The sequence below is a fragment of the Pseudarthrobacter sp. lyk4-40-TYG-27 genome (assembly GCF_030209295.1).
Taxonomy (GTDB): domain Bacteria; phylum Actinomycetota; class Actinomycetes; order Actinomycetales; family Micrococcaceae; genus Arthrobacter.
Map to the genome: position 1 here is coordinate 79,193 of NZ_JARVSH010000009.1, position 22,472 is coordinate 101,664.

Below are 22,472 nucleotides of genomic sequence, written 5' to 3' on the forward strand. Positions count from 1 at the left end.
TCTCGAAATGTGAGACCAATTGTTGAGGCACGGCGAATGCCCAAGCGTGGCCTCCGCACCGCTGGCCCAAGCCGGGAAGCCGCCAGTCTCTGAAGCCCATAGCCCCGAGCTCCCTGCCCTTGGAATAACAAGTTCCCACGCAAGGACGCCGTGGCCGTCTTGCTATCAACGCGGTGCCCCTGCATTTGCCCAACCGCTAAAAGGAAAAGTTGACATGGAAGTACCTAGCAATGGAATTGGCCGCCTGCGGCTGACCATAGACAGCCGCAGGCAGCTGGAGGAGGCGTTGGACTCCGCCGTCGCCGAACTCATGTCCAGGCAAAACTCGAACGCCCGGGACGGGATCCTGGTGACCCGCCACGACCACAGGACGTTCACCGTCCAATTCTCCAGTGACGTCCAGCGCGGGATCGTGCTGGAACAGGACTTGCGCCTTCGGGCAGCCCCGGAAGGCGGCCCTCGCAGGCACGAAGACGCTAACCTCGCCCCGGCGCTATCGGCCCTGTGTTGAAACGTGCAGCTCAGGGCACGCATGCTCCACCCGCCGCACTCTCCTGCCACCTACCCCCCGGTTTCGTAAAGGCCTTCATATGAGCATTCACGCCGCAGGCTTTTCTGATCGGACGGTGCCGTCCGCAGTCGACGATTGGACGGCGGCCGCAGGACGGCACGTCGCAATATATCGAAACGGCGTGCAGGTTGACAGTGGCCAGGTCGAGGCGATAACTGCCGACGGAAAGATCCTGTGGCTCATGCAGGACGGTGCTCAGTACAGGCGCATCATTGAGAAGGTTCCGGGAATTGAGTTGTACTTTCTAGAGGAAGCGGGCGCCTGCCCTGCTGTGCATCTAGGGGTGGGCAGGCGTCCCAGCATCGAAGGCTGCCCTGCTCCCTGAACCGTGAGGTCAGCAGGAGGATGGTGACCTCCTGCTGACCTCACACCCCCTATGGAGTGGGCCTGGGGGCGTCACCCCATCCACTGCCCGCCCGCTACATCGATTGTCTGGCCGCACATATAGTCAGCGGCCTCTGTGCTGAGGTAGGCGACCATGTTCGCAACCTCTTCCGGGATGGATACGCGCCCGAGCTGGATATAGCGGTCAACCGCTTCCAGCATCGAACCTTTCGCGGCCAGAGCCTGCTCGTCGGAGGCATTGGCCAGGATGTCCCTCAGGAGGGGGTTGATCATGAGCCCGGGAGCTACCCCCAGGACATTGATCCCCCGTGAGGCGAACTCATGGGCAAGATTGCGGGTGAAGCCAATAACACCCGACTTTGCCGCGTTGTAGACGGTAAGTCCGCGGTGCTGTATCCGTCCACCAACAGACGCGATGTTGATAATGCGGCCGTGGCCCTGGGGCAGGAAGTGCTCGACCGCGGCATGTGCGCCGTAAATCAGCATCGTCAAGCTCCCGTGGACGGTGTAGTCGATGTCCGCCTTGGTGTGGTTTTCGAACCTGTCGGAGACCACCTGAACGGGGTTATTGATCATGATGTCCAGGCCCCCGAGAGCCTGCGTGCTTTCCGAGACAACAGAATGCACCTGATCCCAATCGGACAGGTCTGCCTGGAACGGGATGGCTCGCGTGCCCCATCGGCGTTCGATGGTCTCTGCGTTAGCGACGGCGCCGTCCTTATTCAAATCAATGACAGCGACGTCGGCCCCCAGGCCGGCAAGCCGGTTGGCGATGGCCTGGCCCAGACCGCCTCCCCCTGCTCCGGTGACTACTGCCTTTTTTCCTGTGAGATCCATCAGGTCGGTGACCCGCTTTTCGACAATGTGCGTCGGCAGTCGGTCGAAGCCCATCGTCTCGGCGAAATCAACGTTTTGTGTGCTCATCGTGCTCCTCGTTGGTTATGGAGGGCGCCGGGCTCCCGGACGACGGGGCTCCATTGCCTAAAGGCAACATACTGTTGCCTTTTCTAAAGGTCAATAGAATGCTGTTCCATGGCCGATTCAATGCGCAGAACACGGGGAGTCCAGCAGGGCGCGCGCAGTTCGCAGGTAGTTGATGCCGTTCTAAGTGCCACCACCGCGGAACTGTCACGGGGAGGTTATGCCGGCCTCACGATTGAGGCCGTAGCCAAGGTTGCAGGTGTAAACCGCACGACGGTATACCGGCGTTGGCCTACGCGGGCGGCCTTGCTGGCTGCCGTCCTGGAGCCACTCCTGGCCCGCTATGACGTTGTTCCTGACACCGGCTCGAGCTGTCATGATTTGTCCGTGCTGTTACGAACTGTGCGCGACAATGCAGAGTTGCCCGAGGGTCAGGCCTTCACGGAGGCGGCAAGATCCACGTCCGCCGAGCTGCAGGATTTGATGTCAGCAGCGCTGCACAGAGCCCTCGCCCCCTTCCACGCCGTGCTCGCTCGCTCAGTCGAGCGGGCCGAGATCGAACCGGAGCAGCGTGACCTCATAGCCCAGCTCGCTTTCTTTGGGGCCGTTATGTGGACGCAAACGCATCCCAAGCCTTTAACGGACGCGGAGTGCGACGACATGGCTCAGCTGCTCTTGCCTGCCGCAGCCGGTGCCGGAACAAGATGAGATCCTGGTGCCCTTACGCTCCATCGGGCCTTCTATCCACCGTTGGATTGCCGCACTCCATCGGCGAGGGCCGTGAAGCCGTATATGAATCCTCCATCCTTGCCACTTACGGTCATATAACCTTCCGTGGTACCTGGCCTGATGGCGATGTTGGTTGCTGATGAAACGCCGTCCTTCCCAGGTGCGGCGATGGTGGCAGTCAGTTCGCCATCGGGTCGATAGACGAGGACAGCCGCCCGGTTGTGCAGCCCGACGTACGTGTTCCCTGCTGCGTCGACGGCCAAGGAATCCACTTGGCCGACGCCTGCGCTTACATGTACTGCAGGATGAGCTGTCTGCACCTTTCGGCCGTCAGCGCTGAGGCTCAGGTAGTCAATTTGATTGCCGGTATTGTGGCTCACCCATAGCCCGTCATAAGCGGCGGTGAAGGCAATACCGTTCGGCGCCGGCAAGTCTCGGGCAAGAACGTTCCCTTCAGCGGTGTCCCTGTCGATCCTGACCAGGCGGCCGGTAGGTTTCCAGTAAGGATCCTGCGACCCGGCGGCATCCGTGACGTACAGGTTTCCGTCGCGGTCAAAGGCGATGTCGTCGGGGTTCATGGCAACGCCGTCCGGTGTTCCCTGGAAGAACGTCCGATGGTCCTTCCCCGCATCGGTGACGCTTTGAACGGTACCGCCAACAAAGTCCGTAAGGTACAAGCGTCCGTCATAAGGGCTGAACTGCGCCGAAGTGAAAGCGCTGGCATCGTCCGTGTACACGGTCTCCACAGATCCGGATGAAACGTCCAGTTTCATAACCTTTGGTCCACCTGCTGGAGCCATCACGTCTACCAGGTAAAGCCCCCCGTCAGGGCCAAAGACCGGCCCTTCGAGCAGAGTCATTCCCGTTGCCTCGTGAACAGCCGATACCTGAAACAGACGCTTCGCCGTTTGCTGCCCCACCGACTGCGCCCCGGCCTGCTCCACGTTCTGCTCCGGCGGGGGCTGACCCGGAGCGGTGCAGGCAGAAAGTGGGGTGGTGAGAGCGGTGAGCGCTGCTGCGGTGGCAACGAGCCGCTGCCATTTTCCCGGCACTAGCCTGCCGCCTTTGGTCCCGCGTGCACGCGGCGCGCCTTGCCGCCAGCCGGCGACGACCTAAGGACATCTTGCATGGATTCCTGCCGCCAGTGCCGCAGGAGGTGGTGGAAGGCGACGGGTCCGGGGCTGTAGGTTGTCGGGGACGCAACGCGGGTTCCTTCGCCGTTGTAGTAGCCGGGGGTGCATTCTGCCAGGAACCCACCGTCGCTGGTTGCCGTCTCCGCGATGTGGGCGCACCATGCTTCTTCCGATTCGGGGCTGGGTTCCACGACACCTGTTACGGTCGCCCTGGCCGCTTGGATGACTGCGGCTATGTGCTCTGCCTGTTCCTGCAGGATGTGCGCGTAATTGACGGAGTTTGCGTTCTGCATGACCCCAAGATTGAACAGATTGGGAAAGCCATGAGTGTAGAAGCCGTGGAGTGTGCGGGGGCCCTCATCCCATGCGGCCAGAAGGGATTTGCCGTGACGACCCGTGACCGGAAGAGTGCCTGAAAGGATACCCGACACTCCCACTTCGAATCCTGTGGCAAAAATGACGCAATCCACCTCGTACTCGTCGTCGCCCACCACGATGGAAGTCTCCGTCATCCGGGTGATTCCACCGGTGCTGGCCGTGTCGACGAGTGTCACGTTGGGCCTGTTGAACGTTTGCAGGTATGTATCGCTAAAGCACGGACGTTTGCACATATACCGGTACCACGGCTTCAACAACTCCGCCGTTTCAGGGTTGTCCACGATCTCATCTACTCGGGCGCGAATACGAGACATCACCTCCCAGTCAGCGATCTCATCTCGGGCTTCACGTTCGTCATCGCTCAGGCTCTTGTCAACGGAGCCCGACAGGAATTTGCGCTGCAATTGCACGGTGCGGGTCCAACCATCATTCACAAGGCTTTCCGTGACCGGTTCTCCGGAGAGAACTTCAAGGAAGTTCTCCATCCTTTCGCGCTGCCACCCCGGGCCCAAGGACGCAGCCCAGCGTGGGTCGGTCAGTCTGTTGTCGCGGACGTCGATAGTCGACGGGGTTCGCTGGAACACCAACAACTGCTGCGCATCTCTGCCCAGATGAGGGATAACCTGAACGCCGGTGGCCCCGGTCCCGACGACTGCGACCCGCTTGTCGGTGAGCCCGACCAGGCCCCCATCAGCTGTTCCTCCGGTATATCCGTAGTCCCAGCGGCTGGTGTGGAATGTATGGCCTCTGAAGGTCTCAATTCCGGGAATGTTGGGCAACTTAGGCTGCGTTAGGGTTCCGGAAGAAGTGACGACATAGCGCGCCCGGAACCGGTCGCCCCGGTCGGTCTCAACCGTCCATTCTTCCGCCTCGTTATTCCACTTGAGGCCTGTAGCGCGGGTATGAAAGAGCGTGTCGCGATACAGATCAAACCGCTTGGCGATGGCTATGGCGTGCTGCCGGATCTCTTCCCCGGGTGCGTAACGCCAAGAGGGGACGTAACCCACCTCCTCCAGTAAGGGCATGTACACGTAGGACTCAATGTCGCAATGTATGCCCGGGTAGCGGTTCCAATACCAGGTGCCCCCCACGTCCCCGGCCTCATCCATCAACCGAATTGATTCGACGCCAGCCTCCCGTAGACGTGCCGCCGTAAGCAGGCCGCCGAAGCCGGCGCCGATAACCAGAACCTCCACGCGGTCGCTAACAGGCTGACGCATGGTCTTCTCGGAATAGGGGTCAACGGCGTAAAAACCAAAGCTTCCGCCAGTACTGCGATATTGACCAAGCCCCTCTGGGCGGATGCGCCTGTCACGCTCCTCGCGGTACTTGGCGCGCAGTTCGTCGATGGTTGCTGGCTCAGTGGCAGTGTGGAATTGGGCCGTGGAAAACATTTGTCTTTCCTCCAGTAATGAGTTGTCGTCCCGGTGGCCGAACGTTCGCCGCCGGTCCGCAAGCAACAGGGGGACTACTCTTAAAAGAACTTAGTGTGAAGCTAACTAAAAACTTAGCGTTAAGCTAAGTAATCGGTCAAAGCGATGGCAGGAGGTACGGTGGCTCCATGCCGCACGTTGCCCAGGACCACCAAGCGCTCCAGGAGAGCGTGAACAATCTCGCTGTTGCTGTAGCGATCCGTTCACTTCCGCTGGTACTACAAGCTTTCCTGACGACAGATCTCACCATTCAGCAGCTGAAAGTCCTGTCGGTGATTGTCACGTCAGCTCGTGGAGTTTCCATCGGGCGACTGGTTAGTCAATTTGGAGTGTCGATGGCATCCATGTCCAAACTTTTGGACCGTCTTGTGGCAGCTGGGTTAGCCACGCGGGTGTCGGACGTCAGCGACCAAAGAGTGCGCGTCATGGAAGCAACCGCGCTTGGAAGAGCAGTCGTACGCGAACTAATGGCCACAAGGCCTGAACTCGGCGAAAACATCTTGGCTCGCCTTAGTCTCGATGAGCTTCGAGCCCTTGAAACTGGTCTTGGAGCCATAAGCAGAGAAATGCGGAATCTTTCCGGCTGAAATCACGAGCCCTTAGTGACAGTCAGAGTACGCACGGGATACGGAGGTAGCCCCGGGAGAATCCTGGGTTAGTGTCGGAAACGGCATTGGCATCCTTCAAGACATTTAGGGCGTGTCGGCAGGCCGCATCCGGGGTTTCGAACCTCAACCCGCCGAAAGGCCTTGCCTAAATCTCTAATCGCTTCGTCCTGGTTGCACCGGTTCTGGGCGATGATCACTCCTACCGCCGTATCGATGTTGGTCCGGGAACTCATCGCCAGTCGCAGGTTCTCCGCAGTCTGGCTGTCTTGGCCCAAAAGGATTGCTCGGAGCTGGCCTGCCGGACGTTCACATGGATGAGTCAGGGCAGGTTCTCCTGCGATTAGGGCCCAAGCCCCGTTAGCGCAGCCCGGGAATCGTTAAGACGTGGGCGTTGTCGTGACGAAGCCGGCAGGACCAGAGTTCCCCAAGGTCCACTCTTGATGCGTCAGAGAAGAGGCGGGCATCGACGTCGCAGACATACAGGATCCGCTTGTTCTGGACTACCAGAGCTTAGGCACACGGACGTGTGTCGGCGGTGAAGATTAGGGTGTTCGCGTAGTGCTATCGAGTCACGCGATTCATACTTTCGCATTCGGTATGGCAAGCAAGTGGTCGAGGGCTGTGTTGACGTCCAGGAGCAACTGGTTCTGCATCTGGCCCAGGTCCGCGGAGTCAGGCTCCGGCCAGGTGGAGAGTTTGACGATGACGGCGCGGATCGTGGGGTCCACGCTGCAAGTGGGGCTCTGCTCGGCTGTGATGTACTCGACGAGCACGGCTTGCTCGACGAGCTGCATGAGTCCCACATAGGCGACTATATCGAGAGCATGAGACGTCTCTTGCTCCTGCCGGTGGCCATCGTGCCCCCCGGGCGCGGGGCTCCCTTCACCGGGGCTAGCGGTCTAGCGTCGTTGGCGCGCCGTGGTGGGAGAAAGTATGCGGTTGCCGCGCCTCGGACTCTGTCCGCGGACGAGGTTTCGGACGGATCATGGTGGTGTCGGCCGCGGTGGACGCCGGTTCGTCTATGGTGCTGTGGGTGAGCCTGTGGGCTAGCGTGGCGCGGAGGGCTTCCACGGGAACCGTGAATTGTTGCCTTGGAGCACGAGTGTTAGATTCCTCTGTTTTCCCTGTCCTCCCCGCGGCAGACGCCATCATGACGAGGTCAAGGGTCAGGAGGAATAGTCATGGATATCGTGCACGAGCGGGCTGCGGGCTTGGATATTTCCAAACGCGACGCGAAGGTCTGTCTCCGGCTGCCCGGGCAGCGGGCCGGAACCTACACCTCTACGGTCACAACGTGGGGCGCAACCACAGGGCAGATCCTTGCCCTGCGGGACTTCCTGGAAGGCGAGCACGTCACCACGGTGGTCATGGAAGCCACAAGCGATTACTGGAAACCCTTCTTCTATCTCCTCGAAGAAACGCTGCCGGTGATGCTGGTCAACGCCAAGGCTGCAAGGAACATCCCGGGTCGCAAAACTGATGTTTCCGATGCAGCCTGGCTCGCTCAGCTGGGCGCGCACGGGCTGCTTCGAGGCTCGTTCGTCCCGCCCGAACCGATCCGGGAACTACGGGACCTGACCAGGGCCCGGGTCATTGCCATCCGTGACCGGACCAGGGAGATCCAGCGCTTGGAGAAGTTCCTGGAAGGCTCCGGGATCAAGCTCTCCTCCGTGGTTTCGGACCTCACCGGTGTTTCATCCCGGGCGATGCTCGAGGCCCTTGTCAGCGGTGAACGTAACCCGGAGGTCCTCGCCGGTCTCGCCAAAGGCACCCTCCGCTCCAGAATCCCCGAGCTCGTGGAGGCCCTGACCGGCCGCTTCAAGGCCCACCACGCGTTCATGGCCCGGTTGCATCTGGACCAGATCGATGCCCAGTCACGCATCATCGACGCGCTCACCGGACGGATCGAGGAAGCGATGGAGCCCTTTCGTGCCGCCAGGGAGTTCCTGGCCACCATCCCAGGAGTCTCACTCAAAGTCGCCGATGTGATCATCGCCGAAACCGGGGCGGACATGTCCCGCTTCGAAACACCCGGCCGGCTCGCTTCCTGGACAGGCGTCTGTCCCGGCGCCAACGAATCCGCCGGACGTATCAAGTCAGCACACATCCTGCCCGGCAATAAATACCTCAAAGGCGCCCTGGGCATCGCAGCCCTGTCCGCTTCCCGGAGCAAAAACACCTACCTGGCCGCAAAATACTGGCGCATCGCCGCCCGGCGCGGACCCATGAAAGCCACCGTGGCCCTCGAACACTCCATCCTTACAGCCGTCTGGCACATGCTCGCCGACGGCGAATGCTACGCCGACCCCGGTGCTGACCACTTCACCCGTCTGGACCCGATCAAAGCCAAGAACAACGCCATCAAGAAGCTCAACAACCTCGGCTTCAACGTCACCATCACCCCGGCCACCGCAGCCTGACGAGCCTTACTTTCGTATTAGGAGGAGAGAGATTGCGCAGACGTACATCGACAGACGAAGCGTCAGCGCTTAGGCACCAACTGCTTATGGGAGCTCCTCCGCAAGAACACCCCTCGGTCGCTGAAGCAGCAAAGACAACTCAGTCTGTGCGAAGTAGTCTCAACGGTCCTCATTACTAATTACACTCACCGGGACCACGTCGGAGGAGCACACGAGTTCGAACGCCAGGTGTGTGCTCGAGGGCGGGGAAACCGGCACGCTGGTTTGCCTTAGTCGTCCAGGGCGCGGTACTGGAATTTCCGGAACCTCACGCTTCCCTCGCCGGATGAGAAGAGCGCAGGGCGGAGGCTGAGCAGTTCCCCGACGGTGTTCGTGTTGAACCCGGAGACTTCGAACCGCAAGCCGTGCCGTGTCCATTCCTCCCCGTCGACGCTGTAGTACATGGTTACGATGTGGGCATCGTTGACGATTCGGAGGTGCATGACGCGTGAGGACGCGGCAGGTTCGCGCCAGTACGGAATCGGCTCCCCCGCCCGATACGTAGTCATCTTCTCCCCGTCCAGGCCCATTCCGCAGAAGAGACGGCGGCTGTAGTACAGCAGCAGGCCACCGGTGGCGCCCTCCTCGACCTCAACCTCAACGATCACTTCGTACCGGTGGTCTCCGACGATGCAGGTCAAGGGAGAGGTGTCGGCCGGGCTGCTTCCATTGGCTGTCAGCACGAGGCCGTCGCCCGTAGACACGCGCTGGTACTCGTCCTTCGACGGCGCGTGGAACGACCACTGCACTCCGAAGCGGGGCTCCGAAAAGTCGTCGGAGAGTGCCAGCCCGTGCCCGCCCGGTCCCTGCGAACCGCCGGGAAGCGGCGAAGGCTGCGGTTGCGACAGGTCCTTGCCGGCCACCATGGGCCAGCCGTCGGCGGTCCACTCGATGCGTTCTAGCAGCGTCTGGCGTCCCAGGGTGGAGAACCCGTTCTCGTAGCCGTGGTAGATGCTCCACCACTGGCCGCGAGGGCCCTCGAAAAGGGTGGCGTGCCCTTTGCTCCACCAAGGTTCTTCTGCGTCCCAGGTGCGGATGATGGGGTTCGACGGGCAATCCTCCCAGGGTCCGTGGACCGAGCGCGACCTAGCGACCGTGACCATGTGTCCGGTGGGCGGCCCTGACGTGCCGCCCACTGCCGTCGTCAGGTAGAACCAGCCGTTGCGCTCGGTTAGCTTGGGGCCTTCCAGCGCGTAGGCCTCCGTGACCCAGTCCTCGGGATATTTCCAGCCGTCGTAAACGTGCTCAATGGGTCCGTCCGTTGCCAGGCCGTCCGGTGTTAGGCGGACACGGCTGACGCCGTTCAGGAACAGGTACCGGTGTCCGTCCTCCCCCACGACATGCCCCGGGTCGATGTGGCCGGAGATTCCCAAATTTATGGGTTTACTCCACGGCCCCTTCATATCCTGGGCATGGATGACGTAGATCTGCGCGGGAGCGGATGGATCCGGTGAAACGTCCGTCGGGATCACCGGGATGTAGATGTAATACCTGTCGCCCACTTTGCACATATCCATGGCAAAGACGTTCCCCAGGGGATCGGACAACGCAGGGCCGAGGGGAGCCCAGTTGAGTAGGTCCCGCGAGTGCCAGATGATGAGTCCGGGAGTCGATTCAAACGAAGAGAACGTGATGTAGTAGTCCTCTCCGTCCCGGAGGATGGAAGGGTCCGGGTGGTCGCCGGCGAAGATGGGATTGATGTATGTCCCATCCCCAAGGTCGGCTTGTCGCTGGCCTTCAACGGCGCCGGGCACGTTCAGCCATTTAGGACTTTCAGATGTGCGCAAGATGTTGCTTCCGTTCGTTGTCTCTCGGTGAAAGAGCCTGGTAAGACGTAGAAAAGTACCGCCCAAATGATGCCCCCAAATCTTTTGGTGCAACACTGGCAAGTCCGTACGTCTCTACATTGGGTAGGTTTGAGGGATTGATTTCTCGACTCGTTCAGGTTCAGCTCAAAGGTGTATAAACCGGCCGCGCGGAGGAACCGGTTCTATTACACGTGCCGAATACAAGGCGCTTCGTTAGCTTTTGATGCCGCCAGCGTAGCCCTGCATCAGCTTCTTTTGGGCAAAGACATAGAACAGCAGCACCGGGGCCATGGCAATCAGGACCACGGCGAAACTTAGGTTCCATTGCGAGACTAGGCTGCCCACGAAGTTGTAGACAACGACAGGCAAGGTCATATAGGGCGAGCCGTTTAGGAAGATGACAGCCGTGAAGAAGTCGTTCCAGACCAGGAGGCCTGACAGGATGGCCACGGTACCGGTGGCTGGGGCCATTTGGGGGAAGATCACCTTAGTGAAAATCTGGAATCTGCTGGCACCGTCAAGGGTGGCTGCTTCTTCGTAGTCCCGGGGCAGGCGGCGGAAGAAGCCTGAGTAGAGGAACACGGCAAACGGCATGGTCATGGCCGTGTAGATCACAATCATCCCCCATGGGCTTCCTACGAGGCCGAGGTTGCGGGCGCCGATGTAGAGGGGAAGGACGCCAAGCTGGGTGGGGAGGACAATCGCGATCAGGAAGATCCTGAACACTGTGTTTGACAGTTTGCGTGTGCTCCGGGCGAAGACGTACGCAGCCGCGGACGACAGCGCTATCAGGACCAGCACTGTGCCGATGGTGATGAGGAGGCTGCTGAACAGGCCCTGGTACACGTTGCCGGACTGGCTCCCTTCCGGCGACAGCAGCTGGATGAAGTTGTCCAAGGTTGCCGCTTTCGGCGGGGCGAAGGCCGACGTGGTCAGCACTTCGTCGCTGGTCTTCAACGACGTGCTGATCACGATCCAAAACGGAAGGAGCATGATGATGCTGGCGATGACAACCAGAATTTCCCGGGCCAGTGACCACTTGGTGTAACGATGCATTGCTATTCTCCGTTGTTGCGGTCGCGCACGACGACCTGCTGGACGACGGCCAGGATCAGGATGAAAACGGTGAGGACGAGCGCGGCGGCAGCCCCCAGGCCGAAGGCCCCGTAGACGAATGTCTGCTGGTAAATCTGTGAGGCGAGTGTCTGGGTTGCATCCCCCGGCCCGCCTCCGGTCAGTGTGAGGACCTGGTCGAAGACCGAGAGGCCCTGGATCAGGGTCAGGACGGTGGCGATGGCAACGGACGGCCTGATGGTGGGAAGGACGACGCCGGTGAACGTCTGCCACACACCCGCACCGTCCAGGCCGGCGGCCTCTTCCAGCTCCACGGGAACAGTGGCCAGTCCAGCCAGGTAGATCACCATGACAAAGCCGATGTTCTGCCAGACCATGACGGCCAGGATGCACCACAACGCCAGGGAGGGGTTCGCAAGCCAGTCCTGCTTGAGGGAGTCGAAGCCCACCGCCGAGAGGAACTGGTTGAGCGGCCCGTCGTACGCGAAGACGAATTTCCAGATGAAGGACACCGCCACGGAGCTCAGAACCACGGGCATGAAGATCAGTGCCCGGAGGACAAACCGCGTCTTCAGTGTCCGGTTCAGCGCCAGCGCGAAGAGCAGTCCGAAGAGGTTGGTGAAGACAACGTATCCGGCGGCGAGGAACAGCGTATTCCGGACCGAACCGACAAGTGCCGGATCCTTGAAAACCTGGACGAAGTTGTCGAATCCAACGAACTTGAACGAGCCCAGCCCTGTCCAGTCAGTGAAAGCGAAGAAAGCACCGAACGCCGTCGCCAGGTATGTCACCACGATGGTGAGGGTCACGGCTGGAAGCGCCCACCACCAGCGGCCGAAGCCGATTCCGGAGGGACGCCGTACCGGTGCCGGGTCTGGTTCTCTTGTGTCAGTCCCCGGGGGAATGATTCGTCCGTTGGTAATAGTCACTGTCGCAGTTCCTTGTTTTGTTGCGGAGGGGTAAGTCCGGTGCCGGCCGCCCCAACCGGCCGCCCCAACCGGCCGGCACCAGCCGGTTAGTTGCCCCAGGCCGTATCCATGTCCTTAAGGACATCGGCAGACGTTTTCTGCCCGGTGATCATGGCGGTGATTCCCTTACCGAGGCTGTCGTAGACCTTCGCGGAAGGCCAGTCGCTTTGCGGCAGGGGCCGGACCTTGTCGTTCTTGTACAGGTCCGCGATGGGCTCGTAGCTGGCGGGCAGCTTGTAGTCGCCGAGGTTTACGGGAAGGGTGCCCTGGCCCTTGGCCACCATTTCTGCGCCCTCCTTGTCGGTGAAGAACTTGAGCAGCTTCTTCACCAGAGTGGGGCTCTTGGTCTTCGCATTGCCAGCCAACGCCAGTTCGGCGGTGGTCCCCAGGAATTTCTCGGATGCGCCGGGAGCGGGTACGGGCAGGACAACCGGGTTCACCGCGCCCTTGGAACCATCCGCGATACTCTTGGCTGCTCCACCGGGAGCAAAGAAGCCAAGGGATTTTCCTTGACCCACGGCACCAATGAGGGCATCGAACCCTGCCCCTGCTGCACCGTCCTGGAAGCAACCGGCATCGTACATCTTCTTGACGCCGTCAACAGCTTCCTTCCACCCCTCATCACCGGCGAAAGTGGTCTTACCGGCGGCCCGGTCGACATTCCATTCCGGGTTGGGACCGTATACCGACGATGATGCAAGGGTCAACGCCAGGATCCCGGGGTTAGCAGGCACGGTGCCTGCCAAAGCTGCCAGCGACACGCCCTTGTCCTTTGCCACCTTGCACTGCTGCAGGAGGTCGTCGAAGCTTGAGGAATTGTCCAGCTTGACACCGATTTCCTGGGCCTTGGCCTCGTTGAAGATCAGGCCAGCCGGCATTGAGGACAGCGGAACCGCGTAGACCTTGTTTTCGTACTTGAAGAGCTTTTCAATGCTCTTGGGCAGCGTCTGACTGAACTCCGGCTCCTTGAGCTCAAGCAGCAGGTTGGCCTTGGCAAATCCGTTCATGGATCCCACCTGCCCCTGCCCGGAGAAGATGCTGATCACATCGGCGGCGCTGCCGCCCTGAAGCTGTGTGGTGGTGGTCTGTGGCTGCGTTTCGGCCGGCAGCTTGATCAGTTCAACCTTGACTCCGGCGTTTTCTTTTTCGAACGCGGCGACGGTGTCCTGGATGAACGTGTCGTTGGGGTTGGCGGTGGAGTAGGAGAACTTGATGGTCTGCGGCTCGCTGCCAGCCGGAGCGGAGGCATCGGAGCCGCCACAGCCGGTGAGGACAACGGAAGCTGCAACGGCTGTAGCTGCGGCGGACAGCCACCGCCGGCGGTTAGAGAGATTCAATGACACGGGTTACCTTTCAACATCCTTGTCGAGGGGCGACCTATAGGAAACGCCAGGCCCTCGTGGGTGCGGCCGTGGGAGATTCACCGTCCGCTTTCCTTGTAAATCCAGTAGACCGTGGTTCCTTCCCACCGTCCACGCGACTTTGCTTATGGCCTCCATTCACGGCAGTGATGGCGCTTACACACGCCAGCAGCCACAAGCCCCGGGAAAAGGTTTTCCGGAGGCTGTGGCTGTAGGGCTCAAACTCCAGGGGATGCCACTCGCAGTTGCTTCGCCATCAGGTTCAACGCGTCCCCCACTGGCGTGAAATCGCGTGAGAGGTTCAGGAAGCCGTGCAGGAGACCTTTGACCAGGACCTGTTGTATGTCAACACCGGCTGCGGCAAGCGAGGCGCTGAAGGCCTCCCCGGACGCGCGGAGATCGTCGTACTCTGCATTCAGTACCAGGGTGGGTCCGAGCCCGGTGAGGTTGGCGGACCCTGGCATAGCGTAGCCCGAGGGTGTGGACCACTCCTCACCCACGTAGTTCTTCACCATCCCAGCTGTCACGTCGGCTGTCAGCCTCATGACCGGCAGCATCTCTTGCTGTGCCTTCGCCAAGGATTCGGACGGCGGCGGAAGGGTTCCATGCAGGATCGCGTACACCAGGATCAGCTGCCTGGGCACCCACCCGTCTTCGTCCCGCAGGCGCAGCGCTGCCCCGGCGGCGAGGTTGGCCCCTGCGCTCGCTCCGCCAACTGATACTCGGCTGATCCCTAGATCGGCGGAGTGGGCGCGGACCCACCTGATTGATGAGACAACGTCATCCAAGGGAACGGGGTATGTCACGCCGTCCACTGCGAGCCGGTAGTCCACGCTGATCACGACGGCGTCCGCCGTGGCTGCCATGTCCCGCGCCGTCCAGTCTGCTTCCCTCATGTCTAGGTCACCGAATTTGAAAGCCCCTCCGTGCACCCAGACAAATCCTGGCCGAAGCGCTTTCGCTTGACCGTGGGGCCGGTAGATCCTGACGGGAACCGGGCCGTGAGGCCCGGGGACAGTACGTTCCTCCGTCACCACCGAGGGAGGCGGCGTCGCATCAGGGTAGGAGTCGAAGGCCTCCAGCGCCGACCGAAATCCGGGGTCGGAGATGGCCGCGGCCTTTGAGGGAATGCCCTCCAGGAGCTTCAGGCGTGAAGCAATGGACGGGTGGAACGGCATGGCGCTGCCTTCTTTCGTAGTCTCTGTCAGAAGTACTGGCCCGCCACGGTTTAGGTAAGCTCCAGCACGGCGTGAAGGTCACCCTCGACGTTGCCGCCGACGTGGATCTCGATCTCTCCCGGCTCCACCAGGTAGTTTCCGTGGTTGTCCCAGAAGCCAAGGTCCTGCCACCCGAGTTCGAAAGTAAGCGTTGCCGTTTCTCCGGCGTCCAAAGTGGTCCGGGTAAATCCGCGCAGCCGCCTGGTGGGCTGGGCAAGGGACGCCACCCTGTCCCGGATGCACACCAGCGTCACCTCGTCTCCCGTCCGGTTTCCGGTATTTGCCACGGTGACGTCCAACCGGAAGCGCTCCCCTGCCCGCAGCGCTTCGAGCGGCAGGTCCTGCTGAAGCAGGCGGAGTCCCTCGTAGCGGAACGATGTGTAGCTCAACCCGTGACCAAACGGGAACCGGGGCCCCAGCGGCAGGTCGCGGTACTTGGAGGTGTACCTGTCGTCCGTGTTTGCGGGCCCCATCAGGGCAACGTCCCCCGGGTCCTCGTCGAGACTGGCGGAGTGCGTCGCCGGGCGCCCGGTGTTTTCGTGGTCGTAGTAGATGGGCACTTGGCTTGAGGACCGGGGGAAGGTCATGGGAAGCCTGCCGCCGGGGTTCACCGCGCCGCTGAGCGCACGCGCCACGGCCGCTGGCCCCTCAATGCCGAGGTGCCAGGCTTCCAGGACTGCGGGTGCGGAATCGATCCACGCATCGGTTACCAATGGACGGCCGTTGAACATCACCACAGCAAACGGCGTGCCCGTCCCGGCAACGGCCTGGATCAGTTCCTCCTGGTCGCCGGGCAGCCTGAGGTCGCTCCGTGAGCTCGCTTCCCCGGTCAATGCTGATGGTTCACCTGCCGCGATGACCACCAGATCATGTTTCGCTGCGGCTGCTGCTACGGCCGCATGGTCCTCCGGGTTGCCCTTGAAGAAGCCCGTGCCTTCCATGACGGTGACGGACCAGTCCGGGCACTCCCGGTGGATGGCCTCCGCCAGGCTCTCCGACGGTGCGGCGAAGGACTGCACCCAGGCTCCGAGGTGGTCAGTGCTTTGAGCGTAGGGGCCCGTCAGGAGAACCCGTAGGGGGCCGGGCGGCACGGGGAGGATCCCGCCGTCGTTCTTCAACAGGACCAGGCTCTTCTCGGCCGCCTCCCTGGCGGCGTCGCGCGAGTCCGGCGTCGGCGCCGTAATCTCCTGCGCAGCGTTCCGGTACGGATTGTCGAAGAGTCCCAGGGCGTACTTGAGGGACAGCACCCGGCGGACGGCGTCATTGACCCGTTCCAAGGAAACATCCTCCGGCGTCACGGCCGCAACGCCATTGAAGCTGACTGCGTTCCCGCCCATTTCAACATCAAGGCCGGCCCTGTAGGACTGCGCTAAAGCGTCACGGAGAGTGCCCGCCACTCCGTGGTCCAGGAGGTTCACCACACCGTCGGCATCGCCCACCACAACACCGTCGAAACCCCATTCCCCCTTCAGGACATCTGTCAGGAGGTGGGTGTTGGCGTGGGCAGGCCGGCCGGACACCGTGTTGAAAGCGGCCATCACGGTGGCGACCCCTGCCTCGACAGCCGCACGGAACGGTTCCATGTAGGTATTGCGAAGCCTTTGGGTGGACACATCCACAGTGTTGTAGTCACGTCCGCCCTCGGCCTGGCTGTAGGCCACAAAGTGCTTTGCGCACGCCAGGATCGAGCCGTCATCATCGAGGCGTTGGCCCTGGTATGCGCGGACCTTCGCCGCACCAAAAACGCTGTTGACGTATGCATCCTCACCAAACCCCTCGACGACGCGTCCCCACCGCGGATCCCGGGAAACATCCATCATGGGCGAAAACGTCCAGTTCACCCCGCCTGATGCTGCCTCCCGGGCAGAAGTACGGGCGTCCGCGGCGGCCACGGCGGGATCAAAACTTGCGGCCTGCGCCAAGGGAACCGGAAAAGTGGTCCGTTGCCCGTGGATGACATCCAACCCCACCAGCAGTGGAATGCCGTGCGGCGTCTCCTCGCGTGCGACGCGCTGAAGTTCGTTGGTCGCTTCCGCGCTCCGCGGCCAGAAAACCGCACCGGTTCCTCCCCGGACCAGTTCCTTCGCGCCCTCCAACTGAGGGCGGAAAGCGATCTGCAACTGACCCAGTTTCTCTTCCCAGCTCATCACTGAGATGAGGTTGTCAATAAAGTCCCGGGGTTCCCGGTTCTGTAGGTTTTCAACGTCTGTACGGGCGGCCATGCTTATTCCTTCGTGGGATGGGGAGCCGCCCCAGGACGATACACGGCACGGCAAAAAGGTTCCTTGGCACCGTACGACGGCGGCCACCTCCGTGGAAATAGATTTCCGCTATGCCCGCCATCCAGTGTCCGCATGATCTTGCCCCTGAAATTCCCGGACCCCGCGCCGAAGGGTGAATAATCCGGTCCCCTGCCTGATCCCTCCACCCAAGGATTGCTACCCATGCCCCAAGAACCTGCCCGCTCGCCCGCGACGATCGCCCCTTTGACCGGCTTTTTAAGGAGTTCACCGATCCGCCGATGTCCGCCCGGCCCCGGGCGTGGTGGCACTGGATGGACGGAATGTCGATGAAGCCGGCATCGTCAAAAACCTGGAATGGCTGGCGGAAGCCAACTGGGGGAAGGGGTGGCGGCCAGCCGCGCCGAAATGCCGGCTAGCACCGCGGAGGGTGATGGAACGTCCGTCGAAAACGTCGAACTGCCCGCGTTCGGCTCCGTCTTTGTGCTACTGGAGCGCGGTCAGAGCTTGCCTGCAGCGCTGCCGTCGCTAACGGCGGTGGCCCTGGACCACCCGCTTCACGGGCCGTGGGACGTGGTGTTCGACGGTGACGGGCAGCTGCCGCCCAAGACCGCCCTTCCAGCAGTGGGCCTATGGAGCGGGCCGGACGCTGACAGCCGCCTTTCCGGTGTGGAGTACTTCTCCGTCCGGGCAACGTATCGCCACAATTTCCATTGGGAGCCGGCGGCGGTGTCGAAGGTGGTCCTGGACCTGGGCGACGTCCGTGACCTGGCCGAGGTCCGGTTGAACGGACAACATGTCGGCGTCGCCTGGACACGGCCATTCCGGGTGGATGTTACGGACGCCATCCGGCCCGGTGGCAACACCCTGGAAATGGCAGTGGCCAAACCGTGGGCCAATCGGCTGATGGGGGATGCGGCCGCAGGCCCCGGGACCCTGCCCGGATCTGTCGTCTTCGAGGCCGACGCCCCGCCACTGCCCGCCGGGCTCCACGGACCGGTGAAGCTGCTGACCTGTCCGGCCACGTGACTGGCCGCCCTGATGTGAACCGGCAACATCCACAGTCCACACCAAGGCAGCCCCCTACGTGGCGGGCTCAGACTCGGACAGCTTCTGCTCCGGCATGACAATGGAAAGCAACACCCCGACCGCGAAGATGCCAGCCAACACCCAAAAGATAGGCAGGAACACTGTGGCGTACATGTCGGCCACACCCGCCTGCACCTCGACGGGCAGCTGCTGGACAGCGTGCGGATCCGTGACCGCTGACGCCGGCAGGTCCAAGTTGTTGGCTGCGGATGCCTGGGCCAGGGACGCGGCGAAGAGGCCGCCCAGGACGGCAGTCCCTACCGTCACTCCCAGTTCCCGCAGGTACCCCAGCGAGGCGGTGACCCCACCAACAATCGCCTGCGGCATGGCGTTCTGCGCGGCCACCACCGTAAGCTGCATGAAGCTCCCGACGGCCAGGCCGAGCAAGCCCACCAGGACGCCCACCAGGGGCATGGGGGTTGCAGGTCCGGTGAAGCTGAGGGCTACTGCCGCGGCAACAGCCAGCGCGGAGCCAGCCAGCGGAAAGACCTTGTAACGGCCGGTCCGGGTCACGATCCAGCCGCTGAGGTTGCTGGCAACCATCATGCCCAGGACCAACGGCAGCAGAATCATGCCTGCGGCGGAGGCGGACGTGGAGTAGGCCATCTGGATGTAGCTGGGCAGATAAGCCACCACGCTGAACAGCCCAGCGCCCACCACCAGTCCCAGCCCGGCGGCGTTGACCACCGGCCAGCTCCGGAACATCCGCATGGGTATCAGCGGCGCCTTCGAGCGGATCTCGATCGCGACGAAGATGATGCCCAGCACTATGGCGGCGGCTGCGGCGGCCGCCACGACCTCCGGCTGGCTGTCCGGGTCCGTGGAGAGCGCCACGGCGAACACCAGCGTGCATGTGAAGGGGATCATGAGGGCAATGCCCGGCGCGTCCACTCCGCCGGTTCCCTTGGCAACGCGGAGCTTGCGCAGGGAGAACGCCAAGGCCAACGCCAGCAGGCCCACCGGAATGTTGATCCAGAAGATCCAGCGCCATCCCACCGTGTCCGTGATGGTGCCGCCCAGGAGCGGGCTGACCACCGTAGCGATGCCAAAGACCGAGCCCAAGGGGCCGAGGTACTTGGGTCGCTGCCGAGGCGGCACCAGGTCCGCGATGATCGCCGAGGGCAGCACCGCCATGCCTGCGCCACCAAGGCCCTGGATTCCCCGGTACAGGGAGAGCTGGAAGATGTCCTGGGCAAAGCCGCAGAGCACCGAGGCCGCCAGGAAGACCGCAAGCGAGATGGTCAGCAGGACAGGCCTGCCAAACCTGTCGCCCAACCTGCCAAAGATCGGCATAGCCACCGCCATAGCCAAGGCATAGGCCGTCACTACCCAGGCCATGTGGCGCGCACCATCCAGCTCGCCAACGACGGTGGGCAGGGCGGTGGCCACGATGGTGTGGTCCAGGGCACCGAGCAGCACAACGATCAGGAGGGCCCCATAGACCCGGGCGATCCGGACACCTGCGGCCGGGGGCTGGCTCTTGGCCGGCCCGTTGATGTTGACCGCGGGAGCTTCATCAGGGAGTCCTGTCCGCGGGCCTGATGGCGTGGGAAAGTTTGAACGGCGCACCGTCACCTCGTTCTGAGTGGGCCGCCAATCGCGGCCAACGCCGGCCAGCTGCGCGTCCGGGGGAACGTCCACCCCGACCGACGGGCCTCTGGAGGCCCCGGCGTCCCGTCGAAAGTACCATCCCGGACCGGCATCCGGAGAGGCCCGGGACATCTGAATTGCCGATGCCGCGCATACCGGGGAACGATTTCCGCCGGCCCCGTTCACCACGTTTACTGGGATAAAACTCGACGAAGAGGAGGGCACGATGGCGCAGACCATCCCCGCTTCCACCACAGACTCCCAGGAAACCAGCCCGGAGAATCCGGCCTGGTTCCGTTACGTCCTGGGCCAGTATCCCACCGGTGTCACGCTGATCACCTCAGCCCACGGCGGCGACACCGCGGGCATGGTGGTGGGCACATTCAGTTCCGTATCCCTTGACCCGCCCCTGGTCGCCTTCATGCCCGATGTCCGCTCCACCAGCTGGCCGAAGATCCAGGAGGCTGGCTCTTTCTGCGCCAATATCCTCACCGCCGGACAGCAGGATGTGTGCCGGGCCTTCTCCCGGAAAGCAGAGGACCGTTTCAGCGCCAACAGCTGGGGTGACACGCCCTCGGGCAGCCCGCGGCTGGAAGGCGCAGCGGCCTGGATCGACTGTGACATCGAAAACGTCATCCGCGCAGGTGACCATGACATCGTCGTCGGACGCGTCAAGGCCTTGGGCGTCGGGGAGTCGAAAGACCTGCCCCTGCTTTTCCTCCGGGGCGGGTATGGTTCCTTCAGCATTCCGTCCATCGTTTCTCCGGCCACTGCGTTGACGCGCCACGTCAAGGTCGCCGACGCTGCACGGCCTGAGATCGAAGCCCTGGCAGACGACCTTGAACTCGAAGTCCTGGTCAGCGGCGTTGTGGACGATTCGGTCGTCGTCCTGACTGCCGCCGGTGTGGGAAGCTCCCCGAGCGGTGCCCCCTCCAGGGTTGGCGTCTCGTTCGGCCTTGCCGCGCCCCTCGCCCCCCTCCACGTGGCTTGGGCCGGCGAAGCAGCGGAATCCCGCTGGATCGCCAACGCCAGGGACGTCGTGGGACACGTTGAACCCGAGGTGGCCCGTGCTGAGCTGCAGCAGGTGCGCGACGTGGGCTATGCAGTATCAGCCGGTGCGGCCACCGCAGCAGAGTTTGAACGCATGGTGGTGGTGCCCAGCGACACTGCTGCTCCCGACCTCAGCGGAGTGCTTCCCCGGCTCTTGGAGCGGACGGCCACCACAGGCCCGGCGTCCATTGATGATCCCGCTGGAGTCACTTCTCTCCACGCGCCTGTTTTCGACTCGTCCGGACAGGTTGCCGTGACGCTGACACTCAACGGCTTCGCGGGTACGGAATCCGCCGCCCACCTGGCCCGATGCCGGGACCGGCTGCTCGCGGCGGCTGCGGCGGTCACCGAGGCAATCGGCGGGACCCCTGCACGCTGACGCCGTACAACGGCACGGCAATTGACCGTTCCTGTGACCTGACTCATAATTAGTATCAGTATTCTAATTCGGGTTTTTGAACGGTTCTGGAGTTGGAGCCGTCCCCCTAGCGTGGAGAAGACAATGGTAAATCTGCTGACTGCCGACCTGAACCTGCTTGTTGCCCTTGATGCTCTGCTCGTTGAGCGCAACGTCACGCGTGCAGGAGCGAGGATCGGCATTAGCCAACCTGCCATGAGCTCCTCCCTGCAGCGGTTGCGCCGCCAGTTCGACGACGAGCTGCTCACCAGGGTTGGTTCCGCGTATGAACTCACTCCCCTGGCACAGGTCCTCAAGGAGGATGTCTCCGAGATTCTCCGGCTGGTTGAAAGGACTTTCGATGCCCAGGCGGTGTTCGATCCGTCCACCTCCACCCGCAGTTTCCGTGTCATATCCTCGGACTACTGCCTGACAGCCCTTTCCGGAAAGCTGATGGCCCTGCTCCAGGAGGAAGCGCCCGGCGTACAGATCCATTTCGACGCGGTCACCCCGCTGGCAGTGGACCGGATCAAGGAAACCCTGCAGAACGCAGACCTGATGCTGATCCCCAAGGGACACTTTTCTGGCTTTCCGCACACCGAGCTCTTCACCGACAACTGGGTATGCGTCACCGGCCAGGATTCGCCCGAGCGCACGCTGACAATCGAAGAGATGCGCGACGCCCGCTGGGCACGCCTCTTCGGGACGGAAGTGGCCTCCACCCTCGCCGACCGGCGGGTCTACGACCTCCAGCTGGGTGAACGGACCGATGTCATCGTGGACACGTTCATGATGCTGCCCTTCGCGGTGGCCGGAACGGACCGCCTCGCGCTGGTGCAGGAACGCCTCGCCCGCATGCTGTCAGCGGTGGCCGGGGTGCGGATCATGCAGTTGCCCATCAGCTTGCCCACCCTCGTCGAATGCGCGTGGTGGCACCCGTCCAAATCGGCAGACCCGGGCCATCAGTGGTTCCGGCGCCTGGTCTCCAGGGCTGCCGCCCAGCTTGACCCTGTTCCCTCGGATCAGGAGCCCGCCACGCCTGTGGGAGCCTCCGGATCCAAGCTGCCTGAAACAGCACTTTCCCCAGCCCCCTAACCCGTT

The 22,472-nt window shown here is 62.4% G+C and carries 18 protein-coding genes and 1 pseudogene; 7 read left to right on the forward strand and 12 right to left on the reverse strand.

The window, feature by feature from the left end; all coding sequences use genetic code 11:
* Positions 1-214 precede the first annotated feature (214 nt).
* Positions 215-511, forward strand: a complete 297-nt coding sequence (locus QRM96_RS16975) for a hypothetical protein (RefSeq protein ID WP_285320363.1) — start codon at positions 215-217, stop codon at positions 509-511.
* Between the two features lie 456 nt (positions 512-967).
* Here the strand turns inward: QRM96_RS16975 and QRM96_RS16980 are convergent, their stop codons facing one another.
* Positions 968-1,840, reverse strand: a complete 873-nt coding sequence (locus tag QRM96_RS16980; RefSeq protein ID WP_285320364.1) for an SDR family NAD(P)-dependent oxidoreductase — start codon at positions 1,838-1,840, stop codon at positions 968-970.
* A 108-nt stretch (positions 1,841-1,948) separates the two neighbouring features.
* On the opposite strand from QRM96_RS16980, the gene QRM96_RS16985 reads away from it, so the two are divergent.
* Positions 1,949-2,545: a TetR/AcrR family transcriptional regulator gene (locus tag QRM96_RS16985; protein WP_285320365.1), complete on the forward strand. Its 597-nt coding sequence runs from the start codon at positions 1,949-1,951 to the stop codon at positions 2,543-2,545.
* Positions 2,546-2,577: 32 nt separating this feature from the next.
* Here QRM96_RS16985 and QRM96_RS16990 read toward each other — a convergent pair whose 3' ends face one another.
* Together QRM96_RS16990 and QRM96_RS16995 are read right to left on the reverse strand one after the other, a co-directional pair.
* Positions 2,578-3,426: an SMP-30/gluconolactonase/LRE family protein gene (locus QRM96_RS16990; RefSeq protein WP_285320366.1), complete on the reverse strand. Its 849-nt coding sequence runs from the start codon at positions 3,424-3,426 to the stop codon at positions 2,578-2,580.
* Positions 3,427-3,617: 191 nt separating this feature from the next.
* Entirely contained in the window at positions 3,618-5,471 is a 1,854-nt protein-coding gene (locus QRM96_RS16995) for a flavin-containing monooxygenase (protein WP_285320367.1), read from the reverse strand.
* A 209-nt stretch (positions 5,472-5,680) separates the two neighbouring features.
* Between QRM96_RS16995 and QRM96_RS17000 the strand changes: the two genes are divergently transcribed.
* A complete protein-coding gene (locus QRM96_RS17000) occupies positions 5,681-6,097 on the forward strand; it encodes a MarR family winged helix-turn-helix transcriptional regulator (protein ID WP_285320368.1) in 417 nt (138 codons plus the stop codon).
* A 599-nt stretch (positions 6,098-6,696) separates the two neighbouring features.
* Here QRM96_RS17000 and QRM96_RS17005 read toward each other — a convergent pair.
* Positions 6,697-6,921, reverse strand: coding sequence for a hypothetical protein (locus tag QRM96_RS17005; RefSeq protein WP_285320369.1), 225 nt, complete (start codon positions 6,919-6,921; stop codon positions 6,697-6,699).
* 378 nt (positions 6,922-7,299) lie between these two features.
* Between QRM96_RS17005 and QRM96_RS17010 the strand changes: the two are divergent.
* Positions 7,300-8,400, forward strand: a pseudogene (locus QRM96_RS17010) (IS110 family RNA-guided transposase); the annotation flags it as partial.
* A gap of 14 nt (positions 8,401-8,414) precedes the next feature.
* On the opposite strand, the gene QRM96_RS21040 reads toward QRM96_RS17010, so the two are convergent.
* The 7 genes from QRM96_RS21040 to QRM96_RS17040 all read right to left on the reverse strand — a co-directional run bounded on the left by QRM96_RS21040 (position 8,415) and on the right by QRM96_RS17040 (position 17,227).
* Positions 8,415-8,516, reverse strand: coding sequence for a hypothetical protein (locus tag QRM96_RS21040; RefSeq protein WP_350224076.1), 102 nt, complete (start codon positions 8,514-8,516; stop codon positions 8,415-8,417).
* Positions 8,517-8,807: 291 nt separating this feature from the next.
* Entirely contained in the window at positions 8,808-10,364 is a 1,557-nt protein-coding gene (locus tag QRM96_RS17015) for a family 43 glycosylhydrolase (RefSeq protein WP_285320371.1), read from the reverse strand.
* Positions 10,365-10,598: 234 nt separating this feature from the next.
* Complete coding sequence (locus QRM96_RS17020; protein WP_285320372.1) at positions 10,599-11,441, reverse strand: carbohydrate ABC transporter permease; 843 nt, start codon at positions 11,439-11,441, stop codon at positions 10,599-10,601.
* 2 nt (positions 11,442-11,443) lie between these two features.
* Positions 11,444-12,388 (reverse strand): carbohydrate ABC transporter permease, encoded by a 945-nt coding sequence (locus tag QRM96_RS17025; RefSeq protein WP_285320373.1) that lies wholly within the window; start codon positions 12,386-12,388, stop codon positions 11,444-11,446.
* 86 nt (positions 12,389-12,474) lie between these two features.
* Complete coding sequence (locus tag QRM96_RS17030; RefSeq protein ID WP_285320374.1) at positions 12,475-13,770, reverse strand: ABC transporter substrate-binding protein; 1,296 nt, start codon at positions 13,768-13,770, stop codon at positions 12,475-12,477.
* A gap of 236 nt (positions 13,771-14,006) precedes the next feature.
* Positions 14,007-14,966, reverse strand: a complete 960-nt coding sequence (locus QRM96_RS17035; RefSeq protein WP_285320375.1) for an alpha/beta hydrolase — start codon at positions 14,964-14,966, stop codon at positions 14,007-14,009.
* A 50-nt stretch (positions 14,967-15,016) separates the two neighbouring features.
* Positions 15,017-17,227: a glycoside hydrolase family 3 N-terminal domain-containing protein gene (locus tag QRM96_RS17040; RefSeq protein WP_285320376.1), complete on the reverse strand. Its 2,211-nt coding sequence runs from the start codon at positions 17,225-17,227 to the stop codon at positions 15,017-15,019.
* Positions 17,228-17,602: 375 nt separating this feature from the next.
* On the opposite strand from QRM96_RS17040, the gene QRM96_RS17045 reads away from it, so the two are divergent.
* A complete protein-coding gene (locus QRM96_RS17045; RefSeq protein ID WP_285320377.1) occupies positions 17,603-18,274 on the forward strand; it encodes a glycosylhydrolase-like jelly roll fold domain-containing protein in 672 nt (223 codons plus the stop codon).
* Positions 18,275-18,328: 54 nt separating this feature from the next.
* Here QRM96_RS17045 and QRM96_RS17050 read toward each other — a convergent pair whose 3' ends face one another.
* Positions 18,329-19,975 (reverse strand): MFS transporter, encoded by a 1,647-nt coding sequence (locus QRM96_RS17050; RefSeq protein ID WP_285320378.1) that lies wholly within the window; start codon positions 19,973-19,975, stop codon positions 18,329-18,331.
* A gap of 175 nt (positions 19,976-20,150) precedes the next feature.
* Here QRM96_RS17050 and QRM96_RS17055 point away from each other — a divergent pair, with 175 nt between their 5' ends.
* Complete coding sequence (locus QRM96_RS17055; protein ID WP_285320379.1) at positions 20,151-21,353, forward strand: flavin reductase family protein; 1,203 nt, start codon at positions 20,151-20,153, stop codon at positions 21,351-21,353.
* 123 nt (positions 21,354-21,476) lie between these two features.
* Complete coding sequence (locus QRM96_RS17060; protein ID WP_285320380.1) at positions 21,477-22,466, forward strand: LysR family transcriptional regulator; 990 nt, start codon at positions 21,477-21,479, stop codon at positions 22,464-22,466.
* The last annotated feature ends 6 nt before the right edge of the window (positions 22,467-22,472 follow it).